Source organism: Actinophytocola sp. NPDC049390, assembly GCF_044466355.1.
Classification (GTDB): Bacteria; Actinomycetota; Actinomycetes; order Mycobacteriales; family Pseudonocardiaceae; genus Actinophytocola.
The window spans coordinates 50,795-65,315 of the sequence record NZ_JBITMQ010000015.1; the positions used below are offsets into that span (position 1 = coordinate 50,795).

A 14,521-nucleotide genomic window follows, 5' to 3' on the forward strand; every position below is an offset into this window, starting at 1 on the left:
ACCACCCGTGGTGATCAGGTGAAGGGCACCCACGCCAGCTGACGGAGCGAGTCGAGGTCGCACACCAGCATGCCCGCCTCCGACACCGTCCACAGCTCGGTGCCGATCACCATCGCCCTGCGCGGCACCACCGAACCGCCGTACCGGTCGGAGGTGTGGGCGAGCATCCCGGCCTGGCGGAACGTGTTCCCCTCCAGCCTCAGCACCAGCGCGCCACCCGCGGCCTGGTCCGGCGGGCCGTCCACGACCACGCCGCCGCGGACCGGGAGGACCAGCAAACCCTTGTCCGGCCAGTAGAGGAAGGCGTGCGCATCACCCTCCACTTCGGTCCACGAGTTCTCCAGGTGGTACTGCGCGAGCCTGCGCGCACCGGCCGGATCGGTCGTGTCGAAGAGGGAGATCTGCGCGCCGGTCGTGCGGCCGGTCGTGTCTGCCTCCTGGCCGACGCCGATCAGCCTGCCCTCGCCCGCGCCGTGCAGGTAGGCGGAGTAGCCGGTGATCTTCAGCTCGCCGGTCACCTTCGGCGCGGCCGGGTCCGTGAGGTCCACTGTGTACAGCGGGTCGGTCTGCCGGAACGTCACCACGTACGCGGTGGTGCCGAAGTAGCGGACCGCGTAGATCCGTTCCCCCACCCCGAGTCCGTCGACGTGACCGACCGCGCCGAGCCTGTTCCCGTTGCGCCGCAACACGGTGATCATGCTCTCGGAGCCTCGCGCGCCCGACTTCGTGGTCGCGACGCGCAGGTGACCGTCGTGTTCGGACAGTGAGTACTGGTTGAGCAGCACCCCGTCCACCCGGCCCGAGGCCACGTGCACCGGCTTGCCCGCGCCGGAGACGTCGAACTGGTACAGCTCGGTCTGCCCGCCGTCGACCCGGCCCGCGCGGATGCCGTGCGCCACGTGGTCGTCGGCGACGTAGAGGTTCGCGCCCGTGCCGTACACGGTGTCGCCGTCGGCGACGATCGTCACCGGGTCGCCCCTGCCGAGGTCCTTCGTGAGGTCGAACGTGAGCACCGTCAGCATGGCGGTGGCCGTGTAGTCGACCGGGTGGTGCACGTCCGCGCAGTCGGTCAGCTGCCCGGTCGTGGTGCCCGTTCCGGTCTTCAGCCGGTAGGTCGGCAGCCAGTCGTCGATGGCCGAGCTGGTCACCACGTCCTTGTTGGCGAGCACGGCCTCGGTGTCGTTCTCGTCGTGGACCGAGTTGCGGAACTCGAGCCGGGGCACCGAACGCACGACGACGCGGGCGACGTTCCCGACCTGGCGGGCGTCGAGATAGTTGCCGTCGAGCGACAGGGTGCCGAGGACCCTGCCCGCACCGGTGAGGTCGACGAGCGTGAGCGTCGACGCGTACGGGAACGTGTCGGTCGGCGCGGGTTTGCCCCGCGGCATCGGCTCGCCCGGTGCGATCGCCACGCCGTCCTCCGCGACGGCGCCGCCGCCGGACATGACGAGCGCGCGGTCACCCGCGAGGAGGAGCTGGGTCGCGTGCCCGGACTCCAGCGGCACGGCCGCGGTCTGCTCCCGGGTCGCGACGTCCACGACGCGGAGCGTCCCGTCCGCGACGCTGACCACCCGCGTGCCGTCGGTCTTCACGAGATCGGGCTCGTCGACGCCCTTCTCGTGCACGTTCGTCGTCGAGTGCTCCCGGGGGGCCGACTCCTTCGCGGCCGTGCCCTCGCCCGGCGCGGCGTTGGGAGCGGCGGCGCGCTCGCCATCGGCCGGGATGGCGCCGTCCTCGACGACGCGCGGACCCTGGTCGAGCCCGTACTGGGTGACCCGCGGCAGGACCCGCGACTTCATCTCCGCGAGCGCCGTCTCGCAGGTGTCGAAGGCGACGAGGCTGATCTCGTGCCGCTGAGGCGGCCCGCCGGGTTCGGTGCCGTCGTCGGACGTGCCGGTGACCAGGGCGGCGATCGTCACGCCCGCCGCGAGGGCCGTCACCACCGCCGCGGTCAGCATGAGCCGCGGGCGCTTTGATAAGTCGTGCTCCATGACGCCAGGACGGACCATCCGGGCGATCGGGTTGCTCGTTCGGGCGGAAGACCTTGGAAAACCGCCGACCACGCGGTTCACTGACGTAATGCATCCCTGCCAGCACGTCGCGGAAGCGATCCTCGCGCTGCCGGCCGACCGCGTCCGGCGGGTCGCGATCGACGGGGTGGACGGCGCGGGCAAGACCCACTTCGCCGACGCGCTCGGCACGGAACTGTCCGGCCGCGGCGCCCACGTGATCCGCGCGTCGGCGGACGGCTTCCTGAACCCGCCGCGCACGAGACACCGCCGGGGCCGCGACTCCCCCGAGGGCTACTACCGAGACTCGTTCGACTACGGCCGGATGTGCCGCCTGCTGCTCGACCCGCTGAGCCCGGGCGGCAACGGCGAGTACATCCGCGCCGTGTACGACGTGCACCGCGAACGCGAGGTACGACTGCTGCCGGAGCTCGCACCCGACGACGCGATCCTCATCGTCGACGGCATCTTCACCCACCGCGACGAGCTGATCAGGTACTGGGACTACTCGGTGTGGCTCGAGGTCCCGTTCGACGTCTCCGTCCCCCGCGGCGCGAGCCGCGGCTACGGCGACCCGAACCCAGCGGCCCCGAAAAACCGCCGCTACATAGAAGGCCAACGCCTCTACATGGCCGAGTGCCACCCCCAAACCCGAGCAAAGCTGGTACTCGACAACACAAACCTCACCAACCCAACCCCAATCCCCCGCGAGTCACGCGCCCAAACATAACGAGTCACGCCCCCAGGCCATACCAAGCCACACACAACCCCAACCCCCAAACACCGCGAGTCGCGCCCCAAGACATGGCGAGTCGCGCGGTCAGACATACCGAGTTGTGCGTTTCGTGCAGTTGCCTGCGGGTGCGTGTGCACGAAACCGACAACTCGGTGTGCGTGAGCGCGCGACTCGCGGTGTTCTGGCGCGCGACTCGCGGGGTTACGGGGTGGGGTCGGCGGGGGTGGGTTCCGGGGTGGTGTGTTCTACCTGGATCTTCCAGCCGCCTGCCAGGGCCAGGGCCGCGCCCGCGGCCGTCAGGGTCGGGAAGAAGAAGGCCGCGACCACGCCCGCGTTGATCGGGAGGTCGAGGATCTTGCGGCCGGTCTTGTCGGTCACCACCACGCGGCGGGCGTTGCCTTCGCGGACCAGCTCGGCGATCTTGTCCACCAACGCCTGGATGCCGTTGCCCTCAGCCGCGTTTCCCATCGTCGCCCCCAGCCGCCGTGACTTGCTGCTCGGCGAGGAAGTGTGCCACGTCCACCGTCGCCCGGTACAGCTCGCGGTACCGGGCGTAGAAATCGTCATAGACACCGTCACCGGACGGGTGGACCACGTGGTCGTCCGGGTTCCAGCCCGTGACGTCCACACCCGCGGCGCCCGCCGCCAGCATCGCGTCGCCGAACGCCGCGCCGACGGTCTCGGCGGGCACGACCTGCGCCTCGCCGGTCACGTCCGACACGATCCGCGTCCACAGCCCGCCCTGCGTGCCACCGCCGACCGCGACCAGCCGCCGCGCCGGGCCACCGGCCGCGCGCATGACCTCCAGGTTGTGCCGCACGCCGTACGCGATGCCCTCGAGCGCGGCCCGGTACAGCTCGGCCCGCCCGTGCCCGAGCGTCAGCCCGGCGACGATCCCCCTGGCGGACGGGTCGAAGATCGGAGTCCGCTCACCGGCGAAGTACGGCAGCAGCAACAGTCCCCTGCTGCCTGCCGGCACCGACGCCGCCTCGGCCACGAGCGTCGTGAAGTCCGCGCCGACCAGCTTCCGCAACCAGTCGGTGACCGCGCCCGACGTCGCCATGCCCGCCGCCAGCGACCACGTCCCCGGGTACACGCCACTCGTCGTCCACAGGGCGGGGTGGGGCGCAGGCTTCGCGATGACCTGGATCAGGAACATCGTGGTGCCGTACATGACCATCACGTCGCCGGGTTCGCGCACGCCGACGCTCGTGGCCTCCGCCCACGCGTCGACCGTCCCGGCGGTGACGGGCAGCCCCTCCGGCAGCCCGGTCTCGCGGGCGGCGGCCGCGGTGACCGTGCCGACGACCTCCGTCGGCCACGCCAGCTCCGGCAGCCGCAGCCCCGGCGCGACGACCTCCGCCCAGTCGTGTGCCCAGTCGAACGCCGACTGGTCGTACATCGGATCGCACTGGCTCGCCGAGTGGTGGTCGAGCACGTACCGGCCGGTCAGCCGGTGCACCAGGTACGAGCTGGCCATCAGCAGCAGCTCGGTGCGCGCCCACACCTCCGGCTCGTGCCGCGCGAGCCAGCGCAGCTTGGGGCCGACGGCCTGGCTGGAGAGCGGGGTGCCGCCGCGCCGCAGGATCTCCTTGGCACCCAGCTCTCCGGTCAGTTCGCCGATCTCCTCGGCCGCCCGGGTGTCGACGCCGTAGAGGATCGCCGGGCGCAGCGGTTTCCCGGTTCCGTCGGCGGGCAGCAGGACGGGGCCGATGCCGCTCACCGCGAGGCCCGCGATCCGGTGCCCCGCCGCCGTCAGCTCCCTGGTGAGCGTGAGGAAATCGGCCCACCACACGCCTTCCGCGTCGTGCTCGACCCAGCCGGGCCGCGGCGTCGCGGTGTCGTGCGCCCGCGACGCCCGCGCCACGACCTCGCCCTCGGCGGTGACGAGCACACCCTTGGAACTGGACGTGCCGATGTCGATGCCGCAGAAGACGTCAGCCACGGGTGAACTCGTCGAGGGTCACGTCGAGAAGCTCGCACACCGCGCGCAGTTCCGCACGCCGGTCGCCGGGCACGGCGTGGATGTGGTTGGCGCCGAAGCGGGACAGGAACACCTCGGCGGGCGCGTCGAGCCGGGCGAACGCGTGCGGCCACTCGGGCGTCGACATCTTCATCAGCTCTTCGGTGGTGGCGTCGTCGTAGTTCTCGAACTCGCCGAGCATCAACTGCAGCCGGTAGTTGCCGTCGTTGCGCGTCAGCCGGGCGAGGGTCATCTGACCGGGTGCCGCCACGTGCTGCACGGAGGCGCCGCCCGCCGGGAAGAAGAACACCTCCGGGTACAGGTGCACCTTGGCGAGGTTCTCGGCCGGGTCGTCGCTGCGGGCGGCGTACCAGGTGGCGTGCTGGCCGGAGTTGCACAGGTCCCAGATGTCGCGGTCGCCGTGGTAGTGGCGCACGTCGGCGAACAGGACGGGTGTGCGCGAAATGTGCTTGAGGATCTGCATGGTCAGCGCGCCGTCCATGTCCGCCTCGGTGGCGCAGACGTGCGGTTCCTTCGGCCCGTTCCAGTCGTACGGGTCGTTGAGGAACGCCTCCGCGACGTCCATGGTGGCGAAGTACTGCGTCAGTTCCGGCTGGCCCTTGATGCCCGTGAAGTCGAGGTTCCACTCGTCGATCAGCTCACGCATGGCCAGGTAGGAGCCGATCTGGCGCTCCAGCAGCTCCTCGGTGAGCTTCTTGCCGTCGTAGTGCACGTTGGCGTGCTGCTCCAGCCAATGCCGGGCCTTGGTCTTCTCGGCCTGGTCGGCCGACTCGGCGCGGCGGACGATCTCCCACTGGTCGATCTCCTCGACGTCCACGCCGAACTGCCGCTGCCACTGGTCGGTGTTGGCGGTGGCGGTGTTCATGCCCATGGGGCGGCCGCCGATGCGGCCGAACGTCTGGCCGCGGAGCGCCTTGACCGCGTGTGCGGCGGTGGCGCGGACCCCGATCGCGGCGATCAGGTCGTCGTCCTCCGGGTCGCCCCAGAGCCGGGTGTGCGCGCGGCCGACCTGGTCGAGGGCGCCGCCCGCGGCGAGCATGCCGACCATGCCGGGCTGGACCGGGTCGATGTTGGCGAGCAGCAGCAACGGGCTGGTCAGCTGGCCCGCGGCGAGCATCGTGAAGTGCGGGAACGCCCAGACGCAGTAGTGCAGCACGGTCAGGTCGACGCCGGCGGCCTCGACCTCGCGCGCGAGCGAGGTGGCGAGGGTGTTGGCGGAGACGGGCTGCCGCGCGCGGACCACCTCGTGACCGGCGGCTTCGAGCTTGCGGACCAGCTTGTCCTCGTTGGCCACGATGAAGTCCGCGATGCCGTCGTGGACGTAGTCCCGCCCGTCGGAAATGTTGATCACGCCGATACGGGCCACGGGTGTCCTCCTGCGTTTCGCCGGGAGTCTGGGGATCGATCCCCCAGAAGGGTTGGAGTAATCGTTTTCTCAGAAGCTATTCTTAGGCCCGGATCGTGTCAATAGCGGTCGGCGTAGGGTCTTCGCAGAGGTGGGAAGCGAGGCGGTAAGTGGCGACGATCAGTGACGTTGCCGCGCGGGCAGGCGTGTCGACGGCGACGGTCTCCCGCGCGTTGAACGGCAAGTCCACAGTGGACCCCGAGTTGGCGGCGCGGGTACTGGCGGCCGCCCAGGAACTGGGCTACCAGCCGAACGGCCCCGCGAGGAACCTGCGGCGACAGGAGGCGGCGGTCCTCGCGCTGATCATCAGCGACGTGGAGAACCCGTTCTTCACCGCGATCGCCCGCGGCGTCGAGGACGTGGCGCACAGCGTCGGGTACTCGGTCGTGCTGTGCAACACCGACGAGGACGCCGACAAGGAACGCAAGTACGTCGACGTGGCGATCCAGGAACGAGTCGCGGGCGTGATCATCTCGCCGACCGCGACGGCGGCGGGCGTGGAGAACCTCGCGCGCCGCGGCACGCCCGTGGTCGCCGTGGACCGGCCGCTGCCCGATCGCGAGAGCGACACCGTGCTGGTCGACACCCGGCTCGCCGCCCGGCAGGCCACCACGCACCTCGTCGAGCAGGGGTACCAGCGGATCGGGTGTATCACGGGCCCGTCGGGTCTCCGGACGGCCGACGATCGCCTCGCGGGGTATCGAGACGCGCTCAAAGCGGGCAAACAGCGCAGTTCGCCTCGATTGGTGCGGCGGACGGAGTTCAAGGCCGCCGGCGCGCAGAAGGCGGCCGCGGACTTGTTCTCCCAGGACGAGCCGCCGGACGCGTTGCTGGTCGCCAACTCGGCGATGGCGATCGGGGTACTGGAGGCGTTGCGGTCGCATCGGTTGCGGCCCGGGGAGGACGTCGGCGTGGTGGCGTTCGACGACGTGCCGTGGGCCGGGTTGGTGGATCCACCCATGACCGTCGTCGCCCAGCCCGCGTACGAGATCGGAACGGTCGCCGCGCAGCTCCTGCTGGCCCGGATCGCGGACAACACCCGGGCGGCCACGACCACCACGCTCGGGGCGCGGTTGATCGAACGAAGCAGCAGTCACCGCGGATGACGCGGTTGTCCACAGGTGGTCGGGTTATCCACAGCCGACCGCTCGTGCCCCGGTTCTGTCGGTGGGTACCGGTAGGCTGGCATGGCGGGTGGCCCCCGGGAATGGGTGGGGGTTGAGGTTACGTACTGGGGGGCGCGTTTTCGCAGGTCAGCTGGGCTTTTGCGCTTCTTTCTTGATCGTTTGCCAGCGTGCCTGCCTGTCGTCTTTCGCGGGTCAGGGAGGCAGCAGGCCGCCCTGTCCTGCGATGATGATCAACTCGGTAGGGTGCTGCGGATGTCAGCACCATGGACTTTCGGCCGCGTTCTGTCCGGTTTGTTGGCCGTCGGCGGCCTGATCGCGCTTGTTGTGGGGATGTTCCTGTCGTTCATCAGCGGGGACGGGGACGAGAACTTCTGGGGCACCCAGAAGGTCGAGATGGACGAGCACTCATGGACCTGCACCGCCACCCCTGCCGGCGAGGGGCAGGTCAACCAGGTCTGTGAGAGCGGCCTCGCCTTCGGCACGGTCACCGACAAGGGCACCGGCTTCCCGATCACGGTGAGCCTGCTCGGGGTCGGCATGATCGGGGTCTCCGTCATGCTGCGGCTGCGCCCACCGGCCGCGGCCCCGGCCTACCAGACCACCCAGCAGCCATACGCGCAGACACCCGCCTACCCGCAGCAAACCCGCTGACCGCGGGGGGACGCCTTCGCCGCCGTGGGGGGATTACGGCGAAGGCGTCCCGATCGTGTCCCTCGGCTCCGGTCAGCCTCGGGACAGGGCCCGGTAGGTCGCCGCGGACCAGGCCGGTCCACCGGCGGCCGGACGGATGGTCACGGTCACCGACGACTTCCCCTCGGTCGCGGACCCGGGCAGCTCGAAGCTGTCCTCCAGCCACCGCGAGTGCGTGTTGCCGAGCGGCTGTGACCACTCACCGACCCGCCTGCCGTCCACCAGCACCGTCGCGCGCTGGTACGCCGCGTTCTGGTCCCCCAGCCGCAGCAACCGGACACCCTTGTTGTCCTGTGCCACCTCGACCGTGAACGACACTTCTCCCGTCGCCGACGTGACCCCGTGCGTTACCGGTGTCTTGTCGCCGCTGCCCTCGAAGGTCGACGTGAGCGTGCCGCGGGTCTCGCCCTCGGCGCGGTAGTCGTGCGCGGCGCGGCTCTCGTCGGACGACGCGTCGACCGTGTCGGTCTCGGAGAACGTTTTCTCGGCCGTGCCGTACCAGTAGGCCGTCGAGCTGTAGTCCGCCGGTTCGTTGTCCACCGGGCCGTGTTCGATGTCGAACCTGAGGCCCGAGCCGAACGACACCGCGTCGGCCACCATCAACCGGTAGGCACCCGTGCAGTCGTACCGGCAGCCGTCGCCGTCCAGCTCGTAGGCCGGGTTGCCGGCCTCCGGCATGACGTAGGTGGTGCCGTCCCGGAAGTACCAGCCGGACTCGTAGAAGTCCTCGCTGCCGGTGCCGTACAGGGTCGGGGTCCGCGCACCGTCCACGTACACGGTCTCGTCGCCCTCGAGGTAGTTGCGGCGGTTGCCCGAGGTGATGTTGCCGCGCATCGAGTGCGTGACGCCGTAGAACACCCCGGTGCCCTCGGCCTCCAGGAAGTTCCACGACCGGTCCGGCACGGTCGCCGCCCGCTTGTGCGTGGCGTTGAAGTAGCCGAGACGACCCGACGACAGACCGTCCGCGACCGACCGGTCCGGTGCCGACGTCACCTGGACCGCGGCGTCCGTGATCGGCACGCCGCTGCCGTTGACCAGCTCGAACGTCGCGGACCGGCCGTAGGGCATCGGCCACCACGCGGTGTACCAGCCGTCCTCGGTCGCGTCGATCGACGAGAACAGCGTGCGGGTGTCGTACTCGCCGAGGCCGGAGCCGAAGAACTCGCCGACCGGGGCGTCGACCGTGGTCGTGCCGTCGAACGTGGCACGCAGCCGGACGCCTTCCAGCACCGCGTCCGACGCCGTGACCTGCGCCGGGTCGGCCGGGTAGCGGTACACCCGCGTGCCTTCCCAGCTCTGGTTGCGGATCGTGTAGCCGTGCGCCTTCTCCTCGCCGTCGTGGCCGGGGCCGAGGTCGAGCACGTCGGTGCGGTTCCACGACCCGCCGACCCGGGAGTGCACGTCGTAGCGGAACTCGTTGATGTCCAGCGCCGACGACACGTACTCGACGGAGACCTTCAGTGACGTCTTGCCCTTCGACACCGACGCCGGGACCTCGACCACCTGGTCGATCCACTGTCCATGACGGACCGGTCCACTGTCGACGGTGCCGACCGCGGTGCCGTCCACGACGATCCTGGCCACCTGGTTGGCGATCACCGGGTCGACCCGCCTGGTCAGCCGCACGCCCTCGTTGTTCCGGTCCACGGCCACGGTGAACGCGCTGTTGCCGCCCGCACCGAACGCGCGGCCGTCGTTGCCGACGCGCGGGCTCGCGACCACCTGCGGCAGGCGCACCCGCACCTGCGACACCCAGCCGGCGCCGGACAGCGACGCCACGGACGCGGTCGCGCCCGCCGCCACGTCACCGGTGAACCGCTCGACCGACGTGTTGCGCATGCCGGGCTTCGGGTCGCGGACTCCGAAGCCGCGCAGGCGTTTCACCACGTCCTCCGCCTTGTCAGCCGGGTCGAACGTGGTCACCCCGCGCGCGTCCGGGAACTCGCGGTAGGTGACGTGGTAGAAGAACGGGTCCTTCTGCACGGTGACCCGCATCGACTCCCGGTAGGGCATCGGCACCTTGATCACCGAGCCGCCCGCGGTGTCGTCGCCGTTGCCGACCAGCGGCCACACGAACGGTGCGCCAGTCTTGCCGTCGACCAGTTCCTGCAGCAGCTCGTCGACCACGACACGGCCGTCCAGCTCGACCTTGATGCGTCCGTTGTGGACCATCGAGCCGAAGTCGCGGGTGAACCACATCGAGTCGATCTCGCCAGCGCCCTGGCGTTCGGCGATCACGCAGCCGTCGTCGGTGTGGCGCAGGCAGGAGTAGGTGTTGTTGAAGCCGTCGTCGTTGCCGCCGGTCCGGTCGTAGCTGGAGAACTGCCGAACCTGGCTGTCCGGCCGCAGCTGCGCGGCGGCCGTGAGGTCCCGGTAGGTCTGCCAGCCGACCGGCCCCCTGCCCGACACGGAGTCCTGTGTGGACGGCTCGGCCGGTGCGGTCGGCGCCGACACGAACGTGGCGGCGCCGAGCACCGCCGCGAGCACGATTCTGCCGCGCATCAGCTGTTGGCCTCGTTGTAGACGGTGGCGGCGTTGTCGGCCGTGATCAGCTGCGTCTCGAGTGTCTGCTCCTTCGGCACGTCCTGGCAGTCGACGAGCAGCTTCTTGGCCGCGTCGATGGCCTCCTTGCCGCCGGTCGGGTAGATCAGCGTGGCCGACAGACGCCCCTGCTCGACCGCCTTGAGACCACCGGACGGGATCGGCAGGCCGTCGATGCCGATGAACTTCAGGTTCTTCTCGATGCCCGCCGCCTTGGCCGCGAGGTACGCGCCCTCGGCCATCGGGTCGTTGTGCGCGTACAGGACCTGGATGTCCGGGTGCGCCTTGAACAGCGCGTCGGCCTGCGACTGACCCTTCTCCCGCAGCCAGTCACCGTCGACGCTCTGCACGATCTCGATGTTCTTGCCCTTGATGCCCTCGCGGAAGCCGTCGCCGCGCTCCTTCGCCGGGGTCGAGCCCGCGAGACCGCGGATCTCGCCGATCTTGCCGCCGTTCGGCAGCAACTGCTCCGCGACGTACTCGCCCGCGGTGCGGCCGATCTCCACGTTGTCGGCGCCGATCCACGTCGTGTAGGCGTCGCCGTCGACCTTGCGGTCCAGCACGATCACCGGGATGCCCTTGTTGTAGGCCTTAGCGACCACCGCGGTCAGCGGCGTGGCCTCGTTCGGGCTGATGATCAGCAGGTCGATCTGCTTGGTGAGGAAGTTCTCCACATCGGACACCTGCTTGGCGTTGTCCTGCTGCGCGTCGGCGAACTCGACGCTGAACTGCGGCACCTTCTCGGCGGCGGCCTTGATGTCGTCGTCCATCCGCTGCCGGTACGGCTCGGCGACGTTGGCCTGACTCATGCCGATCGTGTACTTGCCGTCGGGACCACCACACTCGCTCTTCTGGGCGTCCCCGCCACCCTGACCGCTGTTCTCGCTGGTTGTTCCACATGCGACGGACAGGCTGAGCGCGGTGGCCGCGGTGAGCACGGCGGCCACGGCACGACGACGGGCCATGTCGGATCCTCTTTCCTGGTTTGTGACAGACGTGTGGCAGAAAACGTTGCCGGGTCGGGTCAGACGGTCGGCCGCAGGCGCTGCAGCCCGGCGGCGACGACGATGACGAGCCCCTTGACGAGCAACTGGACGTTCGGGTCCACGCCGTGGAGGCCGAGGAAGTTGTTGAGCACCCCGAGGAGCAGCGCGCCGGCGACCGTGCCGACGACCGAACCCCGGCCACCCATCAGGCTCGTGCCGCCGATGACGACGGCCGCGATCGCGTCCAGCTCGTAGCCGAACCCGTCGTTGGGGCTGCCCTGGTTGAGCTGACCGGCGTGCACGATGCCCGCCAGCGCCGCCAGGAACCCGCAGATGCAGAACACGATGATCTTCACGCGTGTCACCGGCACACCGGAAAGCCGCGCCGCCTTCTCGTTGCCGCCGATCGCGTACACGTGGCGGGCGAACGCGCTGGTGCGCAGGAACACGATCGCGACCACCGCGACCACCGCGAAGATCAACGCCGGGATCGGCACGATCCCGTTGAACGTGCGCTCCCCCAGCAGGGAGAACGTCACGGGCGCCTCGCCGGGCCCGTCGCCGTAGGCGATGGCGACACCCTGCCCGCCCGACCAGATGCGCGCGATGCCCCTGGCGATCTGCATGCCGGCGAGCGTCACGATGAACGCCTGTATGCCGAACAACGCGGACGCGAGTCCCTGCAGGAAGCCGAAGAACAACCCGATCGCGAGCACGATGACGACCGCGGCGAAGACCCCGAAGTCGTCGTTCACCATCAGCACCGCCGACCCGACCGCGGCCAGCCCGAGCACCGCGCCGACGGACAGGTCGATACCGCCGACGAGGATCACGAACGTCATGCCGACGGCCATGATCCCGATCTCGGACATCGCGCGGACGACGTTGGCCAGGTTGTCGGGGTTGAGGAACAGCAGCTCTCCGTTGTGCCGCGGCGAAAACACCACGGCCACGACGAACACCGCGACCAGCCCGAACAGGCTCTGGAAGCGGAACAGCGCACCCACGATGTCCCGGCGCTGTTTGTTCTGCTGTTGTGGCGGCGGTTCCGGCTCGGCACCGGCCTGCTTGGTCGTCACCTCGCTGGTCACGCGCTTTCTCCTCCTTCTACCGCCAACGCCGTCGAACCCTCACCCATGGAGGCGGCGAGCAGGTCGGCCTCACCGGCCTGCCTCGTGTCCAGCTCCCGCACGCTGCGCCCGCCCGACAGCACCACGACCCGGTCGCAGACGCCGACCAGCTCGGCCAGCTCCGACGACGCGAGCAGCACGCCGATCCCCTGCTGCGCCGCCTCGCCGAGCAGCTGGTAGATCTCCGCCTTCGCGCCGATGTCCACGCCGCGGGTCGGCTCGTCAAGCAGCAGCAGTACCGGTTCGGTCAGCAGCATGCGGCCGAACACGACCTTCTGCTGGTTGCCGCCGGACAGCGTGCCGACCGCGTCGCCGATCGAGCCGAGCTTGACCTTCAGCTCGTCCACGATCCGCCGCACCGCGTTGTTCTCCCGTGCCCGCGGCACGAACCCGGCGCTGCCGATGCGGTCCACAATGGACAGAACGGTGTTCGCCGTGACCGAGTGTTCCAGCGACAGGCCCGCGATCCGCCGGTCCTCCGGCACGAGCGCCATGCCGGCGCGCAGCGACTGTCGTGCGCCGCGCGGGTGGAAACGCTTGCCACGGAACAGGATCTCGCCCCGCAACGTCCCCGGGGCCCCGGCGCCGTAGAGGGTCTCCAGGAGTTCCGTGCGCCCCGAGCCCAGCAGCCCGCCGACGCCGACGATCTCGCCCCGCCGCACCGACAGGCTGATGCCGTCCGGTTCGCGGCGGCCGGGTCGTTCGCGTCGCGGGGTGAGCGCGAGGTCGGTGACCCGCAGGATCTCCTCGCCGGGCTCGACGTCCCTGGTGCGGAACATGGCCTGGACCGGCCGCCCGACCATCGCCTCGGCGGCGGCCTCCGCGGTCATCTCGCGGGCGTCGAACCCGGCGACCACCGCACCGTTGCGCAGCACGGTGGCCCGGTCCGCGATGCGGCCGATCTCGTCCATGCGGTGGGAGATGTAGACGATCCCGGCCCCCGCGCGGCGCAGCTCGGAGATGACCGTGAACATCTGCTCGACCTCGACCGGCGAGAGCGCGGACGTCGGCTCGTCCATGATCAGCACCTTCGCGTCGAGCGACAGCGCCTTGGCGATCGTGACGAGCTGCTGCTCGCCGGTGCGCAGCTCGCCAACCGGTCTGCGCGGGTCGAGCGCGACGCCGCAACGCTCCAGGAGCCCCCCGGTCACCTGGTTCATGCGGCGCCGGTCGACCGTGCGCAGCCGGGTCCTCGGCTCGCGGCCGAGGAAGATGTTCTCGGCGACGGACAGCGCGGGCACGAGGTCCAGCTCCTGGTGGATCATCGCGACCCCGGCGCGCTGCGCGTCGGCGGGCGCGGTGAACCGCACCGGCTCGCCGCCGATCGAGATCGTGCCCTCGTGGTCGGTGACGTCACCGGACAGGATCTTCATGAGCGTCGACTTGCCCGCGCCGTTCTCGCCGAGCAGCGCGTGCACCTCCCCGGCCCGAACCGTGAGGTCGATGTCGCGGCAGGCGCGCACACCGCCGTACGACTTGGTGATGCCGATCATCTCGACCAGCGGATTGACAGCGTTGTCCATGCTCCCTCGTCGCCAGTCTTCAGCGTCTGGGAAATCGATTACCCGAGACGCTAGGGGCCAGAAACCACCGGTGTCAAGACCCGCGAGTCACGCTCCCAACCCCCGCGAGTCGCGCCCCCAGACAGAGCGAGTCGCGCTCTCGAACACGGCGAGTCGCGCGCCCGCACCTATCGAGTTGTCAGTTTCGTGCCGATCTTGGTCGGCGGACAACCTGCGGGGTGCACGAAACCGACAACTCGGTGTGCGCGAGCGCGCGACTCGCGATGCCTGGGCGCGCGACTCGCTATGTCCGGGCGCGCGACTCGCCGTACCTGGCGACGACTCGCTATGCCTGGGCACGTGACTCGGTATGTCTGGGGGCGCGACTCGCGGGGTTGGGGTGGGGGGCGC

The 14,521-nt window shown here is 70.1% G+C and carries 11 protein-coding genes; 3 read left to right on the top strand and 8 right to left on the bottom strand.

Annotated features, from left to right (window positions below; translation table 11 throughout):
- Window positions 1-14 precede the first annotated feature (14 nt).
- Window positions 15-2,009 carry a beta-propeller domain-containing protein gene (locus ACIBVP_RS34890; protein WP_396110721.1) on the bottom strand — a complete coding sequence of 665 codons (1,995 nt, stop codon included), beginning with the start codon at window positions 2,007-2,009 and terminating at the stop codon, window positions 15-17.
- 70 nt (window positions 2,010-2,079) lie between these two features.
- Between ACIBVP_RS34890 and ACIBVP_RS34895 the strand changes: the two genes are divergently transcribed.
- Complete coding sequence (locus ACIBVP_RS34895) at window positions 2,080-2,739, top strand: uridine kinase (protein WP_396110722.1); 660 nt, start codon at window positions 2,080-2,082, stop codon at window positions 2,737-2,739.
- 207 nt (window positions 2,740-2,946) lie between these two features.
- Here the strand turns inward: ACIBVP_RS34895 and ACIBVP_RS34900 are convergent, their stop codons facing one another.
- Genes ACIBVP_RS34900 through ACIBVP_RS34910 form a run of 3 tightly spaced genes read right to left on the bottom strand, consistent with a single transcriptional unit; the run spans window position 2,947 to window position 6,095 of the window.
- Window positions 2,947-3,213 (bottom strand): DUF4342 domain-containing protein, encoded by a 267-nt coding sequence (locus ACIBVP_RS34900; protein ID WP_396110723.1) that lies wholly within the window; start codon window positions 3,211-3,213, stop codon window positions 2,947-2,949.
- Window positions 3,197-4,690 carry an FGGY-family carbohydrate kinase gene (locus ACIBVP_RS34905; protein ID WP_396110724.1) on the bottom strand — a complete coding sequence of 498 codons (1,494 nt, stop codon included), beginning with the start codon at window positions 4,688-4,690 and terminating at the stop codon, window positions 3,197-3,199. The genes ACIBVP_RS34900 and ACIBVP_RS34905 overlap by 17 nt, the downstream gene beginning before the upstream one ends.
- Window positions 4,683-6,095, bottom strand: a complete 1,413-nt coding sequence (locus ACIBVP_RS34910) for an L-fucose/L-arabinose isomerase family protein (protein ID WP_396110725.1) — start codon at window positions 6,093-6,095, stop codon at window positions 4,683-4,685. The genes ACIBVP_RS34905 and ACIBVP_RS34910 overlap by 8 nt, the downstream gene beginning before the upstream one ends.
- Before the next feature lie 149 nt (window positions 6,096-6,244).
- On the opposite strand from ACIBVP_RS34910, the gene ACIBVP_RS34915 reads away from it, so the two are divergent.
- Both ACIBVP_RS34915 and ACIBVP_RS34920 read left to right on the top strand, forming a co-directional pair.
- Entirely contained in the window at window positions 6,245-7,240 is a 996-nt protein-coding gene (locus tag ACIBVP_RS34915) for a LacI family DNA-binding transcriptional regulator (protein ID WP_396110726.1), read from the top strand.
- 273 nt (window positions 7,241-7,513) lie between these two features.
- Entirely contained in the window at window positions 7,514-7,912 is a 399-nt protein-coding gene (locus ACIBVP_RS34920) for a hypothetical protein (protein WP_396110727.1), read from the top strand.
- Window positions 7,913-7,984: 72 nt separating this feature from the next.
- Here ACIBVP_RS34920 and ACIBVP_RS34925 read toward each other — a convergent pair whose 3' ends face one another.
- The 4 genes from ACIBVP_RS34925 to ACIBVP_RS34940 all read right to left on the bottom strand — a co-directional run bounded on the left by ACIBVP_RS34925 (window position 7,985) and on the right by ACIBVP_RS34940 (window position 14,131).
- On the bottom strand, window positions 7,985-10,453 hold the full coding sequence (locus ACIBVP_RS34925) for a glycoside hydrolase family 172 protein (RefSeq protein ID WP_396110728.1): 2,469 nt from the start codon (window positions 10,451-10,453) through the stop codon (window positions 7,985-7,987).
- Entirely contained in the window at window positions 10,453-11,457 is a 1,005-nt protein-coding gene (locus ACIBVP_RS34930; RefSeq protein WP_396110729.1) for a substrate-binding domain-containing protein, read from the bottom strand. Before ACIBVP_RS34930 ends, ACIBVP_RS34925 begins: the two co-directional genes overlap by 1 nt.
- Before the next feature lie 59 nt (window positions 11,458-11,516).
- On the bottom strand, window positions 11,517-12,488 hold the full coding sequence (locus ACIBVP_RS34935) for an ABC transporter permease (protein WP_396110914.1): 972 nt from the start codon (window positions 12,486-12,488) through the stop codon (window positions 11,517-11,519).
- A gap of 77 nt (window positions 12,489-12,565) precedes the next feature.
- Window positions 12,566-14,131 (bottom strand): sugar ABC transporter ATP-binding protein, encoded by a 1,566-nt coding sequence (locus tag ACIBVP_RS34940; protein WP_396110730.1) that lies wholly within the window; start codon window positions 14,129-14,131, stop codon window positions 12,566-12,568.
- Between the last annotated feature and the right edge of the window lie 390 nt (window positions 14,132-14,521).

Bases quoted from the DNA above. Each gene is read 5' to 3' on its own strand.
- ACIBVP_RS34895 (WP_396110722.1), top strand. From the start codon at position 2,080: ATGCATCCCTGCCAGCACGTCGCGGAAGCGATCCTCGCGCTGCCGGCC.
- ACIBVP_RS34900 (WP_396110723.1), bottom strand. From the start codon at position 3,213: ATGGGAAACGCGGCTGAGGGCAACGGCATCCAGGCGTTGGTGGACAAG.
- ACIBVP_RS34920 (WP_396110727.1), top strand. From the start codon at position 7,514: ATGTCAGCACCATGGACTTTCGGCCGCGTTCTGTCCGGTTTGTTGGCC.
- ACIBVP_RS34930 (WP_396110729.1), bottom strand. From the start codon at position 11,457: ATGGCCCGTCGTCGTGCCGTGGCCGCCGTGCTCACCGCGGCCACCGCG.
- ACIBVP_RS34890 (WP_396110721.1), bottom strand. From the start codon at position 2,009: ATGGTCCGTCCTGGCGTCATGGAGCACGACTTATCAAAGCGCCCGCGG.
- ACIBVP_RS34925 (WP_396110728.1), bottom strand. From the start codon at position 10,453: ATGCGCGGCAGAATCGTGCTCGCGGCGGTGCTCGGCGCCGCCACGTTC.
- ACIBVP_RS34940 (WP_396110730.1), bottom strand. From the start codon at position 14,131: ATGGACAACGCTGTCAATCCGCTGGTCGAGATGATCGGCATCACCAAG.